Genomic DNA, 21,431 nt, shown 5'->3' with positions numbered 1-21,431 from the left:
GAAAGCGTACAGCAAAGGGAGCGCGGCATGGATGAACAATTCGAGAACGGTTTGCGCATGCGCAAACAGGTGATGGGCGACGCCTTTGTCGAACGCGCGTTTGCCCAGGTCGACGCCTTCACGGCGCCCTTGCAGGACTTCGTCACGCGCAACGCCTGGGGCACGACCTGGTGCCGCGATGGCCTGGACCTGAAAACGCGCAGCCTGGCGACGATCGCCATGCTGACGGCCCTGGGCCGCGCCCAGGAGCTGCGCGGCCACGTGCGCGGCGCCGTCAACAATGGCGCATCGATGCAGGAAATCCAGGAAGTGCTGCTGCACGCGGCCGTGTATTGCGGCATGCCGCTGGCCATCGACGCCTTCCGCTCGGCGCATGAAGTGCTGCGGGAAATGGGGCTGGTGGAGCCGGCCCCGCCGCCAGGCTGACTATTCATCCATCAAATCGGGACATAAAAAAAGCCAGGGAGCGATCCCTGGCTTTTTGACGCTGGCAGATGCCGCAGCCGCTTACTCCGCCGCTGCTGCCGCCTTCTTCGCCGGCGCCTTTTTGGCCGCCGGTTTTTTCACGGCCGTGGCCTTCTTGGCCGGCGCTTTCTTGACGGCTGCCGCTTTCTTGACGGCCGTCTTCTTCGCTGGCGCCGCGCCTTCCTCGCCTTCCGCCTCGACCGCTGCCGCCTTCGTCTTGGCGCCCGGCTTGGCCTTGCGCTCTTCAAACTCGAAGCTCACCTTGCCATCCTTGCCGCGCACGAGGAAGGCCTTGAACGGACGGCGGGTACGCTGGGAAACAAAGCCCGGCAGCAAATCCGTCTTGCCATCGTTGAGCAGTTTTGCCATTTGTTCCGGCAAGATTTCCTGCTGCAAGATGATGCGGCCGCTGCGGAAATCGCACGTCTTCGGCTTGGCTACGCTGTGTTCGCACACATAGGCCAGGCCCATTTCATACACGCCGGCATTGCACTTGGGGCAAGGTCCCACGGGCGTCTGGCCCGTGAAATCGACGCCTTCACCATCTTCGCTCTCGTCGTTCTGGCCGAAATCGAATTCCAGCTTGAAGTTCTTGATCTCTTCATCGCGCACGATGCGCAGGATGGCGGCGAACGGGCGGCCCATCTTCGAGCGGAAGCCTTGCAGCGGGCCGATGGTGCGGTCCTTCAGCAATTGCTCCACTTCCGCGATTTCGAACTGGCGCGAACCCGGCGTCTTGCTCATCGAGAATTCGCACTTGGTACAGGCGAAACGGCGATAGTTTTCCTTCACCACGCCGCCGCAATTCGGGCATGGCGTTTCCAGGGTCGCGTAATCACCGGGAATCGTGTCGTTGTCGTATTCCTTGGCCCGCTTGACGATGATTTGCGTCATCTGCGCGATTTCACGCATGAATTCTTCGCGCGAAATCTTGCCTTTTTCCATCTGCGACAGCTTGTATTCCCACTCGCCCGTCAGCTCCGGCGCCGTCAATTCATTGACGCCCAGGCCTTTGAGCAAGGTCATCAGCTGCGATGCCTTGGCCGTCGGTATCAGTTCGCGGCCTTCGCGGATCAGGTAACGCTCCGTCAGCAAGCCCTCGATGGTGGCGGCGCGCGTGGCCGGCGTGCCCAGGCCCTTGCCGGCCATCGCATCGCGCAGCTCGTCGTCGTCGATCAGCTTGCCGGCGCCTTCCATGGCCGACAGCAAGGTCGCCTCCGTGAAGCGCGCGGGCGGCTTCGTCACCAGGCCGTTGGCGCTGACGCTTTCCGTCTGCACTTTCTCGCCCTTGGCCACGGGCACCAGGTTGCCGTTGCCATTGCTTTCCTTGTCCGCGTCCGTCGATGCTTCCTTACCGTAGATGGCCAGCCAGCCCGGATTGGTCATGACCTTGCCTTCAGTCTTGAACTGATGGCCGGACACTTCCGTGTAGCGCGTGGTGACCTGGAATTCCGCAGGCGGGAAGAACACGGCCATGAAGCGGCGCGTGACCAGGTCGTACAGCTTCTGTTCCGGCTCGGACAGGTTTTTCGGCGCAATCGTCGTCGGGATGATGGCGAAGTGATCCGAGATCTTCGTGTTGTCGAAGATGCGCTTGTTCGGCTTGACCCAGCCCTTGTCGATGATCTGCTTGGCGAACTGGTGGTAGTTGCTGTTTGCCTTGACCGTTTCCAGCGCCTGCAGCACGGTCGGCATGTAGTCTTCCGGCAGGTGGCGCGAATCGGTACGCGGATACGTCAAGACCTTGTGCTTTTCATACAGCGCCTGGGCCAGGCCCAGCGTGTTCTTGGCCGAGAAGCCGAAACGCGAGTTCGCTTCGCGCTGCAGGCTGGTCAGGTCGAACAGGCCCGGCGCCATCGAGGTGGTCGGCTTCGACTCTTCCGTGACGATGCCTTGGCGGCCGCGGCAGGCGGTGGCGATCGAGTCGGCAGCCGTCTTGCTCCACAGGCGCTCGGCGCGCTTCTCGGGATCGTTCTCGTCCTTCTTGAACTTCGTGTCCAGCCAGCGGCCTTCATAGATGCCGGCCGCGCAGACGAATTCGGCGCGCACTTCCCAGAAGTCGCGCGGCACGAATTTCTTGATCTTGTCTTCGCGTTCGACCACGATGGACAGGGTCGGCGTCTGCACGCGGCCCACGGTGGTCAGATAGAAGCCGCCTTCCTTCGAATTAAACGCCGTCATGGCGCGCGTGCCATTGATACCGATCAACCAATCGGCTTCCGAACGGCAGCGGGCCGCATCGGCCAGCGGCAGCATTTCTTCGTCGCTGCGCAGGTGCGAGAAACCGTCGCGGATGGCGCCCGGCGTCATCGACTGCAGCCACAGGCGCTTGACCGGCTGCTTGGCCTTGGCGTTTTGCGCGATCAGGCGGAAAATCAGCTCGCCTTCGCGCCCCGCATCGCATGCGTTGATGAGGGTGGTAACGTCTTTACGTTTGATCAGCTTGTTTAATACTTTGAGGCGCGCTTCCGTCTTGGCGATCGGGTTCAGCGCGAAATACGGTGGAATCATCGGCAAGTGCGCGAAACTCCATTTGCCGCGCTTCACGTCGAATTCTTCCGGCACGGCGATCTCCAGCAAGTGGCCGACCGCCGACGACAGGACGTATTCATCCGATTCAAAGTACTCATCGTGCTTGGTAAAGCCGCCAAGCGTCTTCGCGATATCGTTCGCGACAGAAGGCTTCTCGGCGATGATGAGGGTTTTTGTCATATTTTTTAGTCTCGAAAAATGCTCTAGGATAGTTTCAGCATGCGCATCATACAGTGCATTGCCAGGCGCCGACGCTTTTGTCTGCGCAAGGCCTTGTGACTTGTGGTCTTGTCAAGCGGCCAATGATAAGCGCCTATTGAAGAATTCGGCAAGTTATCTGCAAGCAAGAATGCGCAGGCGCAAACACAATGGCCGGGCGGGCGCGCCGGTGCAGCACATGGTAAAGGGGATGGCTAGGCGGCGGCGCCAGGGTCGGGCAGGCAGCGGCAGCGGCCGCCAGCGACACCTATATATTAGTGCAATAAGCGCGGCGGGAGGTCTTCGTCGTCGACAAACAGGTCGTCGAACATCAGGGCATCCGGTTCCTTGCCCTGGCTCCACAGCAGCATCAGCACGATGACTTTCAGCTTGCCCAGCGAAACGGGCGCCTCGTCGAGGGCCAGCGCCCGCTCGATGACGATTTCGCGCTGCAGCGGCGACAGCACCTTGGCGCTTTCCAGGAACTGGATGAAACCGATGGCGGCGGTGCCCAGCACGTCGCTTTCCTGCTGCACGTAGAAGCGCGTGCCCGTGGAACTGGCCGTCAGGGTCTGTTCGACGCCGGCCATGGCGTTCAAGTCCGTCAGCCACACGAGGGCTTCGGAAATCTCCACGTCGTCGAAACCGACGGCCGACAGTTTGCGCGCCAGCACTGCCGGCTCGGGGCAGGCATCGGGGCGATAGTAAGTCTCGTAGAGGTACACCAGGATATCGAACATGGCTCTACTCTATCAGCTAAGTTCGCTGCGGCACAAGGGTGTGCGCCGACAAAGCGGGCCCGTGCGGCAAGGCCGCCACACAAGTGACAAGCTGTCATTTGCAGCGTTGAAACAATCCTCCCGGCAAGCGTTCCACCCGGCCCGCCAGCTCCAGCGCCAGCAATTCGCCCATCAGCGCGCCCATGGCCAGGCCGCTGCGCGCGGCCAGGGTATCGGCATCGTGGGGATCGTGGCCCAGCACGGCCAGCAGCGGCGTGTCCACGGGCGCCGCGTCGTCGGGCCGCGCCGCCGGCATGCCCAGCCAGGACAATTCCTGCAGCACGTCGTCGGCCGACTCGACCAGCTTGGCGCCCTGCTTGATGAGCGCATGGCACCCCTTGGCCAGGGTGGCATGGATGGAGCCGGGCAAGGCGTACACGTCGCGGCCCTGCTCGCCCGCCAGGCGCGCCGTGATCAGCGAGCCCGACTGCGCGGCCGCCTCGATCACCAGCACGCCGCGCGCCAGGCCGCTGATCAGGCGGTTGCGGCGCGGAAAGTTAGCGGGCATGGCGGGCAAGCCCAGCGCGTACTCGCTGACGATGCAGCCTTGTTCGGCAATTCTTTGCGCCAGATCAAGATTGCGTCGTGGATACACCAAGTCGGCACCCGTGCCGATCACGGCCACGGTGCCGCCCGCACCGCGCAAGCCGCCCTCGTGCGCGTGCGTGTCGATGCCCAGCGCCAGCCCGGAAATGATGGTCACGCCTGCCCCGCTGAGGGCTTGCGCGAACGCGGCCGCATTCTGCATGCCTTGCGCGCTGGCATTGCGGCTGCCGACGATGGCCACGCCGGGCCGCGACAGCAGTTCGGCCCGCCCCCGCACATATAACAAGAGCGGCGGATCGGCAATTTCCAGCAGCAGGGGCGGATAGCCGGCATCGGCCAGGGTCAGCACGGCATTGCCTGGCCGCTGCAGCCACTGCAGGGTGAGTTCCAGCTGGCTGTTGGCGACGGGCCTGGGCGGTTGCGCGATCAGGCGCGCCACGCTGGCCGGCACCACCTCGCGCAGGGCGTCGAACGGGGCGGAGAAGATGTGCGGCGGCAAGCCGAAGCGGGCCAGCAAGGCGCGCGCCGTCACGGGCCCTACGCCGGGCACATGCTGCAGGCGCAGCCAGCCCGCCAGCTCCGTGGCCGTGTCTGCCGTCGTTGCAATTGCATGCATGACAACCTCGCTGTGTACTGTTCCCCCCATGCTAGCGCCATGGCGCGCACGCGATGCCGACGCGCGCAAGGATGCGTGCCATGGCGGGGCAAAACGGCCGCGCATCCACAGGGCCATGGGCGTCTGTGATAAAATTTCCCTTTGCAGCAGACAAATCGACGCACGGGCAAACGCATCTGCCGCGCCGTTGCGCCACGCGCACCCAACCGTAGCGTACGCACACTCAATAACAATCCGCCATGCCATCGCGCGCATGGCCCAGGCATGAATTATCCGGCGCACCGGCGCCCACCTTAACCAGTCGAATCCGTATGTCCATATTAAATATCCTGCGTTACCCCGATCCTCGCCTGCACACGGTCGCCAAGCCCGTCGCGGAATTTGACGAGCGCCTGCAAACCCTGATCGACGACATGGCCGAAACCATGTACGACGCCCCGGGCGTCGGCCTGGCCGCGTCGCAGGTGGACGAGCATATCCGGATGATGGTGATCGACATCACCGAAGAGAAAAACCAGCTGCAAGTGTTCATCAACCCGGAAATCACCTGGGCCAGCGAAGAAAAGCAGGTCTACGACGAAGGCTGTTTGTCCGTGCCCGGCGTCTACGATGGCGTCGAGCGCCCGGCCCGCATCAAGGTGCGCGCGCTGGACCGCCACGGCAAGCAGTTCGAACTGGAAGCCGATGGCTTGCTGGCCGTCTGCATCCAGCATGAGATGGATCATTTGCTGGGCAAGGTATTCGTCGAATACCTGTCGCCGCTCAAGCGCAACCGCATCAAGACCAAGATGATCAAGGAAATCCGTGGTCTCGAACGCGAAGCGAGCCTGCGCGCACAGAATCGCCGCTTCTAATCCGCTTTTGCCGCTGTGCTGATAGACTGACCGCAAAGACTGACCGCAACACCATGCCAGCCTGGCGCCTCCGGCGCGGGCCTGCGCACCTCACGTCAAGGAACCATATGAAAGTGATCTTCGCAGGCACGCCTGAATTTGCCGCCACGGCCCTGAAAGACCTGCACGAAGCAGGCTTCGAGATTCCGCTGGTGCTGACCCAGCCCGACCGCCCTGCCGGACGGGGCATGCAGATGCACGCCTCGGCCGTCAAGCAATATGCGCAGCAGCACGGCATCGAAGTGCTGCAGCCGCTGTCCTTGCGCATGGACAGCAAGGATCCCCAGCGCGCCGCGGAGGCAAGGGCAGCCCACGAGCGCCTGCTGGCCACCGACTACGACGTGATGGTCGTGGCCGCCTACGGTTTGATCTTGCCGCGCAGCACGCTCGACATCAAACCCTGCATCAATATCCACGGTTCCCTGCTGCCGCGCTGGCGCGGCGCCGCGCCCATCCACCGCGCCATCGAAGCCGGTGACGATGAGACGGGCGTGACCATCATGCAGATGGAAGAAGGCCTCGATACGGGCCCCATGCTGGCCATCGAGCGCACGCCCATCGAAGCGGGCGATTCCACGGCCAGTCTGCACGACAAGCTGGCCAAACTGGGCGGCAAGATGATCGTCGAGACCCTGCGCAAGATGCAGCAGCAGCCGCTGGAAGCCGTGCCCCAGCCGGAAGCGGGCGTGACCTACGCAGCCAAAATCGCCAAGGAAGAGGCGGCGCTCGATTTCAGCCTGCCGGCGCTGGAACTGGGCTTGAAGATCCGCGCCTTCAATCCGTTTCCCGGCGCCTGCGGCCAGGTCGACGGCATCACCATCAAGATCTGGGCCGCCGACGTGCTCGAGGCGGACAGCAAGGAAGCGCCGGGCCAGGTACTGGCGGCCGACGCCCAGCACGGCATCGTCGTCGCTTGCGGCAACGGCTCCCTGCGCCTGACGGAACTGCAAAAACCGGGCGGCAAGCGCCTGCCTGCGGCCGAATTCATCAAGGGTTTCACGCTGGAAGGTAAGCGCTTTACGTGATGGCACGGCGTCGTCCTGTCGACGGCCATAAAAAAAGGCTTGCCGCGGCAAGCCTTTTTTACATCCTGCCACAGCGCTTAGCGTCGCTGGACCTTCATCAGGCGTCCGCCCACGGACGACGACAGGCTGACTTCGAAACGCCCGCCGGCCGGCACGGCGCTCACGTCGACATTGGCTTTGCCCCCCGTCAAGTCGCTGGCGACCACCGTCTTGCGGCCATCGGCAGCCACGTGCAGCACGGCCGCATACGGTTCCGCCTCGGCATTCCAGACCAGCGCCAGCTGGCCGCCGCTTTGCGTCGCATCAAACGTGGCATCGTTGGCGGCAGCCTTGCTGCGGCGCGCCGGGCGCTCCAGCTTGGCTAAAGCTTTGCCATTTGCCAACACTTGCACATCGCTGATTTCGCCCGGGTTGGCGAAGCTGACGCGGAAGTGGCTCATGGCGTTGCCGCCATGGTCGGCCACGGAGACGCCATCGAAGGGCAAGTCGATAGTCGCTCCGGACGCCGTCAGTATCCGCAGGGTGTACGCATGGCCGCTGCCGCTGGCCGCGGTGCCGATGCGCGCCGACGAGGCAACGGCCGGGCGCAAGGCCACGCCGCCCGGCGTGATGCGGCCGGAAATGGTCAGGTAGCCGTTCTCGGCCACGGACATGCTGGCCGCCAGCACATTGCTGCCCGCAGGCTGCGTGCTGCGTTTTTCCAGGAATTGCTGCACCCGCGCATAGCTGTAGTCGGAGAACCAGGCGCCGCTGCAATAGCTCATCACGTCCTTCATCGGCGTGCTGCCATACACTGCCTTGCTCAGCTGGCCGATGCTGCCCGCATAGCTGCTGTTGTACAGCGGTTGCGGGCCCAGGTCGCCATTCGCATACGGATAGTCGGTGGCTGCGCCAGCCGGACCGCCGCAGGCAACGTGCTGCAGCGAATGGTTGTGGCCCAGCTCATGCACGAGCGTGGTCAGCCATTCAGGCCAGCTATTGCCGAAGGGATCGACGGAGGCAATGCTGTTGAACCTGGCGTCCAGGCCGATGGCCGACGTGAAGTCGTTGCCGCTGCTGCGCCCGTTGATGTAGGCCAGGCCGGCGGCGCGCGTGGAAGACATTTTCGGCACGAAACCATAATAGTAGGCGCCGCTGTCTTCCAGCGCGCGCTTGCTTTCCAGCTTGCTCAGGGTATCGCTCCACCAGCTGTCGGCCGTGCTGCTGCCAGGCATGCTCAGCGCAGCGCGCGTGGTGATGCTGATATTTTCCGTCGCATACGGATACACGCGCAGCAGCGCAGCACGGATCAGCTCGGCATCCGGCAGTTGCGCCACGCCATCATCGGTGCTCAGCGGTACCAGCACCAGGCGAATCTTGGCCAGGCTGGCCACCGTGGGCGCCGCTTCCTGGCTCACTTGCACGCCGTCATTGCCCACGGCCGTCACGCGCACGCGCACGCCGGGCAAGATCCAGCCGGACGGCAGGACGGCACTGAAATTGCCGCTGAAACTGTCATTGTTCTTCGTCGTCGGCAAGAGTGCCGGTCCCGTCATGGTGATGCTGCCCAGATTGCTGCCATTGGCGGCGCTCGCATTCAGGATGACGGCCGGGCTGGCCTGGCCCGCCTGCGCGGCCAGCACGGACACGCGCACGGCGGCCGGCTTGCCGCGCGTCAGGCGCAAGGCCGTATCGCTGGCGTTCAGGTTCAGTACTTGCGCGAAATCAATACTGCCCAGGGTAAAGGCCGATACCGTGCCCGCATTGACGGCGACGCGCGCAGCGGCCGACAGCATCACGTTGCCCGTTGCCGAGGCTGGCGCCGACAGCAGCAGCTGGCTGCCGCTGGCGCTGACGATGGTGGCCGGCGTACTGCCCACCGACGCCGAGCTGACCTGGTCGAGATTGCTGCCCTGCACCGTCACCGACAAGGTTGCGCCGTTGACGGCCGACGTGATCGACGTCACCGCCACGCTGGCCAGGACCGTGTACGTATCGCTGCTGATCACATCGTTATATGGACCGCGCACCGTCAGCGGCCCCGTTGCCGCACCCAGTGGCACCACCACGGTCACGCTGCTGGCCGTCTGGCTTTGCGGCGTTGCCGCCGCGCCATTGCCAAACTGCACGGCCGTCACGGCGCCCATGCCGCCGCCCGCGAGCGTGACGCTGGAACCGACGCCGCCCGTCAAGGTCCCGACGCTGCTGACGCTCAAGGGCAGGTACACATTCACGTTATAGCTGGTGGCCGCCGTGCCGCTGGCGCTGACCAGGCTCAAGGCGCCCTTGACGGGCACGCCCGGCATGACCAGGGTAACGCTGCTGTCGCTGGTGGCGCTGGTGGCCACCGTCACGCCGCCCACCTGGAAGGCGGTGACGCGGCTCAGATTCGTGCCCGTAAGCACCAGGCTGCCGCCAACGGCGACATTCGCCGCCGAGACGGCCGTGACTGCCGGCGTCCGGACGGTATCACCGGAGGTGCCCGCTACCACCGTATCGCCACCGCCGCCACCACCACCGCACGCGGACAGGCCCAGCACGACAAACAATGCAACAAGCAGATGGTTTTTCATGGCTGGCAACCATGTTGATGCAGCGCGATGCCGGGGAGGACACGAGAGAAATGTGACATATCGGTGACTTTTGGTGAGAATTTAATTTCAAGGAACCAATATTATCGGTTAATTCGATTCCCGAAGACAACTATTAATGCTTTTGATTCAATTGGTTTTGATAATAATTAAAGTATCTCCTTAGCAAACTTTATTTTTAGCATTACCGGTTTCATTCTGTATTGCTGTAAATCAAAATTATTTTCCTTTGCAGCTATTGCCATTCCATTCATGAAAAATAATTGCGGCAGAGATAAATAATGTGGAAATTTTTCCACAGCCCAGACATCATGCCGTCTTGCCAACTTTATCGGAAGAATTAACATTTTGAGTAAGATTTTCAGGAATGTAATTTACGGGAGGGGCCGGGCAACGGCCGCCGCCGGGCTGGCCGTGACGCCCTTGTGTTGCGCGAAACACGGCAGACTGGCCTGGGAGCCGCTTTTGCTTAAAACCAAAGCAGCCTGATGCCGTATAATTTTAGGCCCAGTGAAATCAGGCGATTGCCACCGTCTGCCCGCCCTACCCGGCCGGCACTCTCCGTCCGCTGATCAAGCTGACCCGCAACCGCCTGGCCACCGCGCCGCCGCCCGTTTGCCTATTGAAAGCATGAAATGAACGCTACCGTGATCCCTGCCCTGTCCCCGACCGAAGCCACCTTGCGCGCCATTCTGGCGCAGCGGATCATGATCCTCGACGGCGCGATGGGCACGATCATCCAGCAATACAAGCTCGACGAAGAAGCGTACCGGGGCGGCCCCGCTGGCCGCTTCATCGATTTCGCCGCGCCGGCCGACAGCGGCGCGCGTGAACTGTTCGTCAAGGGAAATAACGAGCTGCTGACCCTGACGCAGCCGCACATCATCCAGGAAATCCACGAGCGCTACCTGGCGGCGGGCGCCGACCTGATCGAAACGAATACCTTCGGCGCCACGACGATCGCGCAGGACGACTATCACATGGCCCACCTGGCCTATGAAATGAACGTCCAGGCGGCCAGGCTGGCGCGCGCCGCCTGCGATAAATATTCCACGCCGGACAAGCCGCGCTTCGTCGCGGGCGCCCTGGGCCCCACGCCGAAGACGGCGTCGATCTCGCCCGACGTGAACGACCCGGCCGCGCGCAACGTCACCTTCGACCAGCTGGTGGCCGCCTATCTGCAGCAGACGCAGGGCCTGGTGGAGGGCGGCGCCGACGTGCTGCTGGTGGAAACCATCTTCGACACCTTGAACTGCAAGGCGGCCCTGTTCGCCATCGACCTGTTCTATGAGCAAAACCCGGACGTCGTGCGCCTGCCGCTGATGATTTCGGGCACCGTCACGGATGCCTCGGGCCGCATCCTGTCGGGCCAGACCGTGCCCGCCTTCTGGAATTCCGTGCGCCACGCGAAACCGCTGACCATAGGCCTGAACTGCGCGCTGGGCGCGGCCCTGATGCGCCCGTACGCGGAAGAGCTGGCCAAGATCGCCGACACCTTCGTGTGCATCTACCCGAACGCGGGCTTGCCCAACCCCATGAGCGACACGGGCTTCGATGAGTTGCCTGCCGACACCTCTGCCCTGCTGCGCGAATTCGCCGACGCGGGCTTTCTGAACATGGCGGGGGGCTGCTGCGGCACCACCCCCGAGCACATCGCCGCCATCGGCAAATTGCTGTCCCAAAACACCCCGCGCACCGTGCCGGCCCCGTCGCGCGACTTGCGCCTGTCCGGCCTGGAACCGTTCGTCGTCAACGACGAGTCGCTGTTCGTCAACGTGGGCGAGCGCACCAACGTCACGGGCTCGAAGGCGTTTGCGCGCATGATTCTCAACGAGCAATACGACGAAGCCTTGTCCGTGGCGCGCCAGCAAGTGGAAAACGGTGCGCAGGTGATCGACATCAACATGGACGAGGCGATGCTCGACTCGCTGGCGGCCATGACGCGCTTCCTGAACCTGATCGCCTCGGAACCCGACATTTCCCGCGTGCCCATCATGGTCGACTCGTCGAAATGGTCGGTCATCGAGGCGGGCCTGAAATGCGTGCAGGGCAAGGCCATCGTCAACTCGATTTCCATGAAGGAAGGCGAGGAAGAATTCCTGCGCCAGGCCAAGCTGTGCCGCCGCTATGGCGCGGCCGTCATCGTCATGGCCTTCGATGAAAAAGGGCAAGCGGACACCTTCGAGCGCAAGATCGAGATTTGCGCCCGCGCCTATCATTTGCTGATCGATGCGCTGGACTTCCCGCCGGAAGACATTATTTTCGATCCGAACATCTTTGCCGTGGCCACCGGCATCGAAGAGCACAACAACTACGCCGTCGACTTCATCAACGCCACGCGCTGGATCAAGGAAAACTTGCCGTACGCGAAGATCTCGGGCGGCGTGTCGAACGTGTCCTTCAGTTTCCGCGGCAACGATCCCGCCCGCGAAGCCATCCATACCGTCTTCCTGTACCACGCCATCAAGGCGGGCATGACCATGGGCATCGTCAACGCGGGCATGGTGGGCGTGTACGACAACCTGGACCCGGAATTGCGCGAGCGCGTGGAAGACGTGGTGCTGAACCGCCGCGAAGACTCGACCGAGCGCATGATCGAGTTTGCCGGCACCCTGAAGGCGGGCGGCAAGGCCGAGGCGCAAACCCTGGCCTGGCGCGAAGGCACGGTGCAGGAGCGCCTGTCGCATGCGCTGGTGCACGGCATCACGCAATTCATCGTGGAAGACACGGAAGAAGCGCGCCAGGAACTGCTGCACAATGGCGGGCGCCCCATCCACGTGATCGAAGGCCCCCTGATGGCCGGCATGGACGTGGTGGGCGACCTGTTTGGCCAGGGCAAGATGTTCCTGCCGCAAGTGGTGAAGTCGGCGCGCGTGATGAAGCAGGCCGTGGCCCATCTGATTCCGTTTATCGAGGAAGAAAAACTGCTGGAAGAAAAGCGCACGGGCGTCGTCGCCAAGCCGAAGGGCAAGATCATCATGGCGACCGTCAAGGGCGACGTGCATGACATCGGCAAGAACATCGTCACCGTCGTTCTGCAGTGCAATAACTTCGAAGTGGTGAACATGGGCGTGATGGTGCCGTGCTCGGAAATCCTGGCCCGCGCCAAGGTGGAAAACGCGGACATCATCGGCCTGTCGGGCCTGATCACGCCGTCGCTGGAAGAAATGGCGTATGTCGCCAAGGAAATGCAGCGCGACGAACATTTCCGCATGCTCAAGATTCCCCTGCTGATCGGCGGCGCCACCACCAGCCGCGCCCACACGGCCGTGAAAATCGCCCACAACTACGAAGGCCCCGTCATCTACGTGCCGGATGCCTCGCGTTCCGTGTCCGTGGCGCAATCCTTGCTGACGCCGGAACAGCGCGACAAGTATGTGGAAGACATCGAACTCGACTACGCCCGCATCCGCGAGCAGCACGCCAACAAGAAGGCGCTGCCGATTTTGCCGCTGGCGCAGGCGCGCGCCAACAAGATGCTCGTGCCGTTCGACGGCCCGTGCACGCCCGTGAAACCGAAGTTCATCGGCCGCCGCGTCTTTAAAAACGTCGACCTGGCCACCCTGGCCAACTACATCGACTGGGGCCCGTTCTTCCAGACCTGGGACCTGGCCGGCCCCTTCCCCGCCATCCTCACCGATGAAGTGGTGGGCGACGCGGCCACCAAGGTGTACGCGGAAGGCCAGGCTTTGCTGAAAAAACTCATCGACGGGCGCTGGCTGACGGCCAATGGCGTCGTGTCCTTGCTGCCGGCCAACAGCATCAATGACGACGATATCGAGGTGTACACGGACGATACGCGCAGTAGCGTGGCGTTCACGTATTACGGCATGCGCCAGCAAGGCGTCAAGCCCGTGGTCGACGGCGTGCAGCGCCCGAACCAGTGCCTGGCTGACTTCATTGCCCCGAAGGAATCGGGCGTGAAGGACTACATCGGCATGTTTGCCGTCACCTCGGGCCTGGGCATCGAGAAATACGAGAAGCGCTTCGAGGATGCGCACGACGATTACTCGTCCATCATGCTCAAATCGCTGGCCGACCGCCTGGCCGAGGCGTTTGCCGAATACCTGCACGAGCGCGTGCGCAAGGATTTGTGGGGCTATGTGCCGGACGAGCACTTGAGCAACGACGACATGATCGGCGAAAAATATGTGGGTATCCGCCCCGCGCCCGGCTACCCTGCCTGCCCTGAGCATACCGTCAAGAAAGAGATGTTCGACGTCATGCAGGCGGAGGAAATCGGCATGCAGCTGACGGAATCGTACGCCATGTTCCCCGGCGCGGCCGTGTCCGGCTTCTATTTTGCCCACCCGGAGTCGAAATACTTCGTCGTCGGCAAGATCGGCATGGACCAGGTGGAAGACATGGCCAAGCGCCGCGGCGTCAGCATCGAGGACGTGGAACGCTGGCTGTCGCCCAATCTGTCCTGATCCAGACACACGGCGCGCGGAACTTATCGCGCGCCGCAGCGCACTAACGCTGTATGCCGGTCGGCATGCTGCATGCCCGCTCCGGCCCGTTCCCTGACTGGCTAAGGAGGATATATGGCAACCAATTTCAAACTGAAACGCTGGCAAGATCAAGTGATCCTGCTGCTGGGCCTGTGGCTGCTCGTCTCGCCCTGGGCCTTTTCCTATCCCGAAGGCTCGCCGCAGATGATCAATGCCTTTGTCTCGGGCCTGGTGATCGCCATCCTGGCCGCCTTCGACCTGTACAAGACGTATTTCTGGGCCGTCGTCGTCAACCTGCTGGTGGGCGTCTGGGTCGCCGCCTCGCCGTGGATCCTGCGGCTGGCCGAACAGCGCGTCGTCATGTGGAACGAGCTGATCGTCGGCATCGCCGTCGCCGTTCTGGCCCTGTGGGAACTGCGCACCGACCCCGAGCTGCACAAGCACTGGCCCGGCGCCGCCGCATAGCGGCGTAAAAAAGCCCTGCCACGGCGGCGCCGTGCAGGGCTTTTGAAGAGTGCGCCAACAATATTGTCGGATTACGTGCGGCGTTGCCGCCCTAATCCGACCTACAGCGCGTACCTGACAACGTTGTCGCTCCATTCATAGGCAGCCATTTCCAGCTCCACCAGGTCGTCCGGCGACATGGCCAGGTCGCGCAAGGTGGGCACGATCTCGCCTTCCATGTCTTCGATGCGTTCGATGCATTCTGCCAGGCGCAGCAGGTCGCCGTAGAAGCCTTCGCGCGACAGCAGCGCTTCGGCCACTTCGTCGATCACTTCGATCTGGCCGAGGATTTCCGACATCGGCACGCCGAACAGCGTATCCATCAGGGACATGATGCCGACGGTAAACGCGATATCGGCCGAGTGGGCGTGGTTCGGACGCAATTTATGCGCGAGCAATTCCAGCAAACGTCCGCGCGTGGTGGCCAGCATCAGCAGCGGCGTCATGCTATGGCCGCGTTTGCTTGGTTCCGCATACAGCATGATTTGCAGCCAGCGCTGCAATTGGCGGCGGCCCAGCACGGTCACGGCCTGGCTCAGCGAATCGATGCGCTGGCGCGCGCCCACGGCCGGCGTATTGACCAGGCGCAGCAGGTTCAGGGCCAGCGACACGTCGCGCTTGATGGCGCGTTCGATGTCCATGTTGTCGGCGTCCGACGTCACCAGGGTCATCAGTTCCATGACGGCCAGTTGCGACGGCGACAGCTTCTTGCCCGTCATGATGGCAGGCTTGGCAAAGTAATAGCCCTGGAAGTAATCGAAGCCCAGGTCCAGGCCCGACTTGAATTCTTCGCGCGTCTCGACCTTTTCCGCCACCAGTTTCTTGTTTTCCTGCTTGAAACGGGGCGCCAGCGCTGCCAGCACTTTCGGGTCGACCGTGCTCATGTCCATCTTGACATATTGCACCAGTGGCAACAGTTCCTGCACTTGCGACGTGTCGGACACCACGTTTTCCAGCGCGAAGGTAAAGCCGTGGCCCACCAGTTCGCTGATGCGTGCGCGCACTTCCGGCGTGACGGGCATCGATTCGACGATTTCCAGCACGACTTTTTCACGCGGCAGGAAAACGAAGATGTCGCTCATGATCACGTCGGCATCGACGTTGACGAAACCGAGCGCGTCGCCGATGACCTTTTCCATGCCCAGCTGGGAAGCGTGGGCAATCACGGACGCCGTGGCGGACAGGTCGCTGGTAATGTTGGCGGGACCGACCGGAGCGTTGCGGAATAGCAACTCATAGCCAAACAGGGCTTGATTGCGGTCAAGGATAGGTTGTCGCCCCAGATAGAACTCGCGCACGCGCAAGGGTTTCGGGGTGATGTCGTTGCTGGAAATATCGATCATTAACTCTTCATCAATCAGGTCGAGTGACACCGGCCGCGCGGCGCCCGCATCAAGGTTCACTATTGACAATACTTTAGCTGAATTTCGCCCGCACTGTGGGTATTTTGGCAGCAATCAAGCGTATTGTCGTCAACAAATTAGGCTACCGGCGTGTCTTGCACCATCCCGTCGACAAATAACTTCAATTCGCCCGGCGCAAACGCCGTCCATTGCTCATTCGTCGTCAGCGGCTGGGTAACGATCACGGCCACGCGGTCCTGGGGTGTCGTCACCTGGGAAAAGTCCACGCTCAGGTCTTCATCGGAGAGTTTAGCAGTTGGAAACGGATGTTGTCGCACCAGATAGTGCAAGCTGGTGGAACAGTGGGCAAACAGCGCTTCGCCGCTGGACAGCATCATGTTGAACGTGCCATGGGCCGCGATGCTGGGCAACAGCTCCGCCAGGGCCGCATGCAGTTGCGGCAGTGCCGGCGGGGCGTCGCCAAAGCGCGCATGCAGTTCCTGCAGCAGATAGCAGAACGCCCGCTCGCTGTCCGTGCAGCCGACGGGACGGTAGCTGCCCGTCAGCACGGGATGGAATTCCTTCAGGTCGCCATTGTGGGCGAACACCCAGTAGCGGCCCCACAGTTCGCGCACGAACGGGTGGCAGTTTTCCAGCGCCACCTGGCCCTGGGTCGCCTTGCGGATGTGCGCGATGACATTGCGCGACTTGATGGGGTAGCGTTTGATCAGTTCGGCCACGGGCGAGGCGATGGCCGCCTGGTGATCGACGAAATGGCGCACGCCGGCGTCCTCGAAAAAGGCGATGCCCCAGCCGTCATGGTGGGTATCGGTATGGCCGCCGCGCATGGCGAAGCCGGTAAAACTAAAGACAATGTCCGTGGGGACATTGCAATTCATTCCAAGAAGTTGGCACATGATCTGTTTGCAGCGGGATAACACGGCCACCATACCATGCCGTCCGGCGGAATGGTATGGCGACGATGGCCATCCGCCTAGTGCAACAGGACCGGCTGGCTCATGAGGGAATCGTAGCTGCCCAAAAATTCATCGATCTCTTCCATGCTGGGTTCGCTGGCGATCAATTCCGTGACGTCGCGGCGGAAATGCTGGGCAAGTACGCCCGCGATGAAGGTTTCGCGCTTGCCGCCCTTGTCGACGATTTCATAGCCGCCAAAACGCAGGGCTTCCAGGTCGACGTCGGCGCCGAATTCCACGACGCTATATTGTTCGCTGTTATAGATCAGGTTCATTTTGCATCCTTCGCTCAAGCAGGAGAATCTCCTGCGGTGTCAGAACAGAGGTGGGGTTGATACGGCGCCATTTCAAGCGCCATGCCACCCGGCGGGCTACAGAGTTGTAACGAGATGCAAATTGCGACTGCAGTGATGCAAGCAGGAAAACGTCAAAAAACGCGTTCAGGACACCACCACGTCTGCTTGCAGCGCCAGCAGGGCATCGTAGGGACTGGCCGTGAGCCAGGTGCGCAATTGTTCGATGTGCGAGGCGTCGGCCAGGCTGATGAACAGGAGCGCGGGTGGATGGCGCAGCAGACGATTCAATGTTACACGCAATACGAGATTGCCGCTGCAGCACAGGCAACCAGGCGCAATGCGCAACAGTTGTAGTGGAAACGATGGAGAAGGGGAAACTTGCTCGGCCAGGTCGGCCAGGATGCCGTTACCGTCAGCCAATCCCTCGAGGATCACGGCGGCCGGCTGGTCCGGCGGCAAGGCGCGCGCGATGGCCGCCTCGCGCCCGGCGGCGCTTCCGCCGCTGACCAGGGTCAGCGGCGTCGGACGCCGCAAGGCTGGCGTCACAGGCCTTTCTTGGCCAGCTTGCCCGGTTCGACGCCCAGCTGTTTCAGCTTGCGGTACAAGTGGGTGCGTTCCAGGCCTGTCTTTTCCGCCACGCGGGTCATGCTGCCGCCTTCGCGTCCCAGGTGGTGTTCGAAATACATGCGCTCGAACGCATCGCGCGCCTCGCGCAGCGGCAAGTCGAACGACAGGTTGTAGCCATGGCCTTCGGCCACCGCCGGCATGGCGATGCCTGGGCGCACCATCAGCTGTTGCGGCGCACTGCCGCCAAAGCTGGGCACGGGATGGCTGCTTTCCTCGGCCACCACGGGTGCCGCCGGACGGGGTGCCACGCTTGGCGCGCGCACGGTTTCCTGTGCCCGCGTCAAGCCTTGCTGGACTGCCTTCAGCAGTTTTTGCAGGGCAATCGGTTTTTCCAGGAAGTTCATGGCGCCGATGCGCGTCGCCTCGACCGCCGTATCGATGGTGGCGTGGCCCGACATCATGATCACGGGCATGGTCAGCAAGCCATCGCGCTGCCATTCCTTGAGCAAGGTGACGCCATCGGTGTCGGGCATCCAGATATCCAGCAATACCAGATCCGGCGCACCGGCGGCACGCGCTTCACGCGCCTGCTGCGCATTTTCGGCCAGCTGGATAGCATGTCCTTCGTCGCCCAATATTTCCGAGAGCAACTCACGGATACCCATTTCATCATCCACTACGAGTATGTTTGCCATTCGTGTCTTGCCTTCCTCATTTCGCCGGCCGTCGCGCACAAGATGCACACGGCGGACAACTATGATTTTATTAGTGTTTTAAATACTAAACCAGACCTTCATGCCAGGAATTCCTGGGCAGGAGTGTCGGGAGCTAACTTTAACAGCAAAATGACCACCGAAGCGCCATTGCCGTCGACCCGGTTCTCGATATCGATGCGTCCGCCATGTTCATCGATAATTTTCTTCACCATCGCCAGGCCCAATCCCGTGCCCCGCGCCTTTGAGGTCACATAGGGTTCGAAGGCGCGCGCCAGGATCTTTGGCGCGAAACCAGGGCCATTGTCGGTGATGGCCAGCCGCACGGCGATATTCACGCCGCCGTCCGCACTGCGATAATGAATTGCTTCCGTCCTTACGTCAATCCGCGGATGCGGCGAGTCCGGCGGCAGGTCCGCCATGGCGTCCTGCGCATTCTGCAGCAAGTTATGGATAACCTGGCGCAACTGGGTGGGATCGCCCATCACCATGGGCAGGTTCGGCGCCAGCATGGGGTGGATGATGTCGCCATCGTCGCCGCGCAGGTAGAGGTTCAGGATCTCTTCGATGAGCTCGTTCAAGCGCAAGGGCGTGAGCACGGCCGGCGGCGTGCGCGCATAGTCGCGGAAGTCGTCCACCATGCGCTTCATCGCATCGACCTGCTTGACGATGGTGGTGGTGGCGCGGCTGAGCAAGTCGGCATCCGGTTGCTCCAGCTTGCCTTCCAGCTTCATCTGCAGGCGCTCGGCCGACAGCTGGATGGGCGTGAGCGGATTCTTGATTTCATGCGCGAGGCGGCGCGCCACCTCGCCCCAGGCGATCGAGCGCTGCGCGGAAATCACGTCGGAAATATCATCGAACACGACGATGTAGCCGCTGCCGGACTCCAGCGGCAGGCGCGAACCGCGCGCCAGCAAGGTGATGTCATGCTCGTCGGCACTGCTGCCCACGCGGCGCGGAATCTCGATCTGGCGCTGCCAGTGCAGGCGCTGCTGGTTGCGGCCCGATGCCGATTGCGCGCTCTGCGCCGTGAAGGCGCTGATGATGGTGCCGCCAAACTCTTCCATCCCAGCAATATCGGCCAGCGGCTGGCCCACCATGCTCATGCCCGAATGCTGCAGGATGCGCTCGACCGATTCATTGCAGGTCACCAGCTTGAAATCGCCGTCGAGCACCATCACGCCGGCCGACATGTTCGCCAGCACGGATTCCAGGTGGGCCTTGGCGTTTTGCAGCGCGGCGCGGTTGCTTTCCACGGCTGTGCGCGCATCGAGCAGCTGGCGCGTCATGATGTTGAACGACTGCGTCAAGGTGCCCAGTTCATCCTTCGTGGCGACGATGGGGCGCGGCGACAGGTCGCCCTCGGCCACGGCGCGCGTGCCTTCGGCCAGCAGCAGCAAAGGCTGGGCCAGGTTGCCCGCGATCAGGAAAGCGCTGCCGATGGCGCCGAAAATGGCCAGCAGCAAGGTCAGGGTGAGGATTTCCATGTACATCTTGCGCAAGCCCACGCGCGCGACGAAGCGTTCCTTGTATTCGCTGTAGGCGGCGCGCAGCACCTCGCCATTCGTCGCCAGCTTGGGCGGCACCGCCTGCAGCAGTTGCAGGTAGCGGGGCGAGACGGAAGGGCCCGGCACGGCCACCAATACCCGCAGGCGCAGGCTGGCCGCCGGTTCCAGCGGCGCCGGCACGCCCCCGCGGAAACCGCCGCCGCCCGACTCCGTGCCATCGTCGTGCAATTCCAGGCCCCCTTCCGCTGAGGCATAGCCAGCCGGCAAGGCCGCCTGCACCAGCATGGCCGGCGTCGGCAAGTCGGCCGCGCTGTGCGGCCCGGCGCTGGCCAGCAGCACGCCGTCGCCGCTGACGATCATGACGTTCTGCATGCCCTCTTCGCGTAGCAGGCTGGTCAGCACGGCCGGACCGGCCACCGGATCGGCACCCAGTTCATCGACCGCCTTGTGGCCCCGGCGGTCAAGTTCGACCAGGGCCGCATCGAGGCCGGCACGGCCCAGCTCAATGCCCGATTCCAGCGCCGCTTCGATCTTGACGTTGAACCAGGACTCGATGGAGTGGGACACGAATTGCACGGAAACAAGGAAAATCACCAGCCCCGGCAGGATGCCGACGGCGGCGAACAACATCACCAGGCGCGTCATCAGCTTGGAGCCGAACTTGCCGCTCTTGTAGCGCGCGTACAGCCGGGCCAGGGAAATGCCCACCAGCGCCAGCAGGGATACGGCCACGGCCGCGTTCAGGCCCAGCAGCCAGGTGTAGTAACGGTCGAAAAAGCCGGAATTGTCGGATGCCGACGCCAGCAGGAACAGCAGGATACTGACAATGCCGCCGCCCACCACCAGCAGATAGCGCAATGCTTGACTCACTACTCCGCCGTATACAAGAAGGTTTTTTTATTCGAAGCCAGGCGCCAGTCGCTGTTATTGAAGGCATTGACCTGTATGGGCTTGGGCAGGTAATCGCGGTCCATGCCCATGCGCAAGGTGACGTTATACGTCTGCCCCACTTTCAGCTCGCCGCGCCGCGCCACCAGCCAGCGGCTGGGACGGCGGATCAGGAACAGCGCATCGTCGAGGGTGGGGAAGCTTTGCTGCAAGCCGCCGCCCGACACATGGTACTGGCGCGTCAGCACGTTGTACGACAGCTTGCTGGTCTGGCGCGCCACGATGGCTTTTTCATCGAACCAGTACCAGCGGGGCCGGGTCAGTTCGATTTCCGTCGTGAAATACAACGGCACGCCATGCTGTACCGCATCATCGAGGTCGTGATTGAGCTCGAAGGAATACGTGGCGGCCAGCTTGTAACCCTCTTCGCTCGACTCGATGTAGGCACGGGTGATCTCGACCATGTCGGCGGCATGCGCGCGTGGCATGGTACATACCAGCATCAGCAGCAGGGCCAGGAGTCGGAAGAGTCGTGTTGTCACAAGTGTGCCGGTAGTGTC

The 21,431-nt window shown here is 62.5% G+C and carries 16 protein-coding genes; 5 read left to right on the top strand and 11 right to left on the bottom strand.

Annotated features, from left to right (window positions below; all coding sequences use genetic code 11):
• Nucleotides 1–27 precede the first annotated feature (27 nt).
• The gene (gene pcaC / locus GCN74_RS08025; RefSeq protein WP_152256175.1) at nucleotides 28–426 is read left to right on the top strand and encodes a 4-carboxymuconolactone decarboxylase; all 399 of its coding nucleotides are present in this window, start codon (nucleotides 28–30) and stop codon (nucleotides 424–426) included.
• 81 nt (nucleotides 427–507) lie between these two features.
• On the opposite strand, the gene GCN74_RS08020 is transcribed toward pcaC, so the two are convergent.
• The 3 genes from GCN74_RS08020 to dprA form a co-directional block, all read right to left on the bottom strand.
• The gene (locus GCN74_RS08020) at nucleotides 508–3,177 is read right to left on the bottom strand and encodes a DNA topoisomerase III (protein ID WP_152256174.1); all 2,670 of its coding nucleotides are present in this window, start codon (nucleotides 3,175–3,177) and stop codon (nucleotides 508–510) included.
• Between the two features lie 293 nt (nucleotides 3,178–3,470).
• Nucleotides 3,471–3,935, bottom strand: coding sequence for a DUF494 family protein (locus GCN74_RS08015; RefSeq protein WP_034749287.1), 465 nt, complete (start codon nucleotides 3,933–3,935; stop codon nucleotides 3,471–3,473).
• Between the two features lie 94 nt (nucleotides 3,936–4,029).
• The gene (gene dprA / locus GCN74_RS08010; protein WP_152256173.1) at nucleotides 4,030–5,136 is read right to left on the bottom strand and encodes a DNA-processing protein DprA; all 1,107 of its coding nucleotides are present in this window, start codon (nucleotides 5,134–5,136) and stop codon (nucleotides 4,030–4,032) included.
• Nucleotides 5,137–5,447: 311 nt separating this feature from the next.
• Here dprA and def point away from each other — a divergent pair, with 311 nt between their 5' ends.
• Entirely contained in the window at nucleotides 5,448–5,990 is a 543-nt protein-coding gene (gene def, locus GCN74_RS08005; RefSeq protein ID WP_152256172.1) for a peptide deformylase, read from the top strand.
• Nucleotides 5,991–6,097: 107 nt separating this feature from the next.
• On the top strand, nucleotides 6,098–7,054 hold the full coding sequence (gene fmt, locus GCN74_RS08000) for a methionyl-tRNA formyltransferase (protein ID WP_152256171.1): 957 nt from the start codon (nucleotides 6,098–6,100) through the stop codon (nucleotides 7,052–7,054).
• A 77-nt stretch (nucleotides 7,055–7,131) separates the two neighbouring features.
• Here fmt and GCN74_RS07995 read toward each other — a convergent pair whose 3' ends face one another.
• Nucleotides 7,132–9,606, bottom strand: coding sequence for a hypothetical protein (locus GCN74_RS07995; protein ID WP_152256170.1), 2,475 nt, complete (start codon nucleotides 9,604–9,606; stop codon nucleotides 7,132–7,134).
• 653 nt (nucleotides 9,607–10,259) lie between these two features.
• Between GCN74_RS07995 and metH the strand changes: the two genes are divergently transcribed.
• Nucleotides 10,260–14,054, top strand: a complete 3,795-nt coding sequence (gene metH, locus GCN74_RS07990; protein ID WP_152256169.1) for a methionine synthase — start codon at nucleotides 10,260–10,262, stop codon at nucleotides 14,052–14,054.
• Between the two features lie 114 nt (nucleotides 14,055–14,168).
• Nucleotides 14,169–14,540, top strand: a complete 372-nt coding sequence (locus GCN74_RS07985; protein ID WP_152256168.1) for an SPW repeat protein — start codon at nucleotides 14,169–14,171, stop codon at nucleotides 14,538–14,540.
• A gap of 101 nt (nucleotides 14,541–14,641) precedes the next feature.
• On the opposite strand, the gene GCN74_RS07980 is transcribed toward GCN74_RS07985, so the two are convergent.
• The 7 genes from GCN74_RS07980 to GCN74_RS07950 all read right to left on the bottom strand — a co-directional run bounded on the left by GCN74_RS07980 (nucleotide 14,642) and on the right by GCN74_RS07950 (nucleotide 21,359).
• Nucleotides 14,642–15,922, bottom strand: coding sequence for an EAL and HDOD domain-containing protein (locus GCN74_RS07980; protein WP_152256167.1), 1,281 nt, complete (start codon nucleotides 15,920–15,922; stop codon nucleotides 14,642–14,644).
• Nucleotides 15,923–16,059: 137 nt separating this feature from the next.
• Nucleotides 16,060–16,839, bottom strand: coding sequence for a class II glutamine amidotransferase (locus tag GCN74_RS07975; protein WP_152256166.1), 780 nt, complete (start codon nucleotides 16,837–16,839; stop codon nucleotides 16,060–16,062).
• Between the two features lie 77 nt (nucleotides 16,840–16,916).
• Nucleotides 16,917–17,174, bottom strand: a complete 258-nt coding sequence (locus tag GCN74_RS07970) for a DUF3567 domain-containing protein (RefSeq protein ID WP_010393222.1) — start codon at nucleotides 17,172–17,174, stop codon at nucleotides 16,917–16,919.
• A gap of 165 nt (nucleotides 17,175–17,339) precedes the next feature.
• Nucleotides 17,340–17,741 carry a GTPase gene (locus GCN74_RS07965; protein ID WP_152256165.1) on the bottom strand — a complete coding sequence of 134 codons (402 nt, stop codon included), beginning with the start codon at nucleotides 17,739–17,741 and terminating at the stop codon, nucleotides 17,340–17,342.
• On the bottom strand, nucleotides 17,738–18,457 hold the full coding sequence (locus GCN74_RS07960; protein ID WP_152256164.1) for a response regulator: 720 nt from the start codon (nucleotides 18,455–18,457) through the stop codon (nucleotides 17,738–17,740). The genes GCN74_RS07965 and GCN74_RS07960 overlap by 4 nt, the downstream gene beginning before the upstream one ends.
• Before the next feature lie 98 nt (nucleotides 18,458–18,555).
• Nucleotides 18,556–20,853 carry a sensor histidine kinase gene (locus tag GCN74_RS07955; RefSeq protein WP_152256163.1) on the bottom strand — a complete coding sequence of 766 codons (2,298 nt, stop codon included), beginning with the start codon at nucleotides 20,851–20,853 and terminating at the stop codon, nucleotides 18,556–18,558.
• Nucleotides 20,853–21,359, bottom strand: coding sequence for a DUF4390 domain-containing protein (locus tag GCN74_RS07950; RefSeq protein ID WP_226938932.1), 507 nt, complete (start codon nucleotides 21,357–21,359; stop codon nucleotides 20,853–20,855). The genes GCN74_RS07955 and GCN74_RS07950 overlap by 1 nt, the downstream gene beginning before the upstream one ends.
• Between the last annotated feature and the right edge of the window lie 72 nt (nucleotides 21,360–21,431).

Source organism: Janthinobacterium sp. FT14W (assembly GCF_009208755.1).
GTDB lineage: Bacteria > Pseudomonadota > Gammaproteobacteria > Burkholderiales > Burkholderiaceae_D > Janthinobacterium > Janthinobacterium violaceinigrum.
The sequence above is the reverse complement of the archived record's forward strand: the minus strand, read 5'-3'. Positions and strand labels throughout refer to the sequence as shown.

What these genes read in the sequence shown, in the direction of transcription:
- pcaC (WP_152256175.1), top strand. Translation starts at nt 28, where the DNA reads ATGGATGAACAATTCGAGAACGGTTTGCGCATGCGCAAACAGGTGATG.
- GCN74_RS08020 (WP_152256174.1), bottom strand. Translation starts at nt 3,177, where the DNA reads ATGACAAAAACCCTCATCATCGCCGAGAAGCCTTCTGTCGCGAACGAT.
- GCN74_RS08015 (WP_034749287.1), bottom strand. Translation starts at nt 3,935, where the DNA reads ATGTTCGATATCCTGGTGTACCTCTACGAGACTTACTATCGCCCCGAT.
- dprA (WP_152256173.1), bottom strand. Translation starts at nt 5,136, where the DNA reads ATGCATGCAATTGCAACGACGGCAGACACGGCCACGGAGCTGGCGGGC.
- def (WP_152256172.1), top strand. Translation starts at nt 5,448, where the DNA reads ATGTCCATATTAAATATCCTGCGTTACCCCGATCCTCGCCTGCACACG.
- fmt (WP_152256171.1), top strand. Translation starts at nt 6,098, where the DNA reads ATGAAAGTGATCTTCGCAGGCACGCCTGAATTTGCCGCCACGGCCCTG.
- GCN74_RS07995 (WP_152256170.1), bottom strand. Translation starts at nt 9,606, where the DNA reads ATGAAAAACCATCTGCTTGTTGCATTGTTTGTCGTGCTGGGCCTGTCC.
- metH (WP_152256169.1), top strand. Translation starts at nt 10,260, where the DNA reads ATGAACGCTACCGTGATCCCTGCCCTGTCCCCGACCGAAGCCACCTTG.
- GCN74_RS07985 (WP_152256168.1), top strand. Translation starts at nt 14,169, where the DNA reads ATGGCAACCAATTTCAAACTGAAACGCTGGCAAGATCAAGTGATCCTG.
- GCN74_RS07980 (WP_152256167.1), bottom strand. Translation starts at nt 15,922, where the DNA reads ATGATCGATATTTCCAGCAACGACATCACCCCGAAACCCTTGCGCGTG.
- GCN74_RS07975 (WP_152256166.1), bottom strand. Translation starts at nt 16,839, where the DNA reads ATGTGCCAACTTCTTGGAATGAATTGCAATGTCCCCACGGACATTGTC.
- GCN74_RS07970 (WP_010393222.1), bottom strand. Translation starts at nt 17,174, where the DNA reads ATGAACCTGATCTATAACAGCGAACAATATAGCGTCGTGGAATTCGGC.
- GCN74_RS07960 (WP_152256164.1), bottom strand. Translation starts at nt 18,457, where the DNA reads ATGGCAAACATACTCGTAGTGGATGATGAAATGGGTATCCGTGAGTTG.
- GCN74_RS07950 (WP_226938932.1), bottom strand. Translation starts at nt 21,359, where the DNA reads ATGCCACGCGCGCATGCCGCCGACATGGTCGAGATCACCCGTGCCTAC.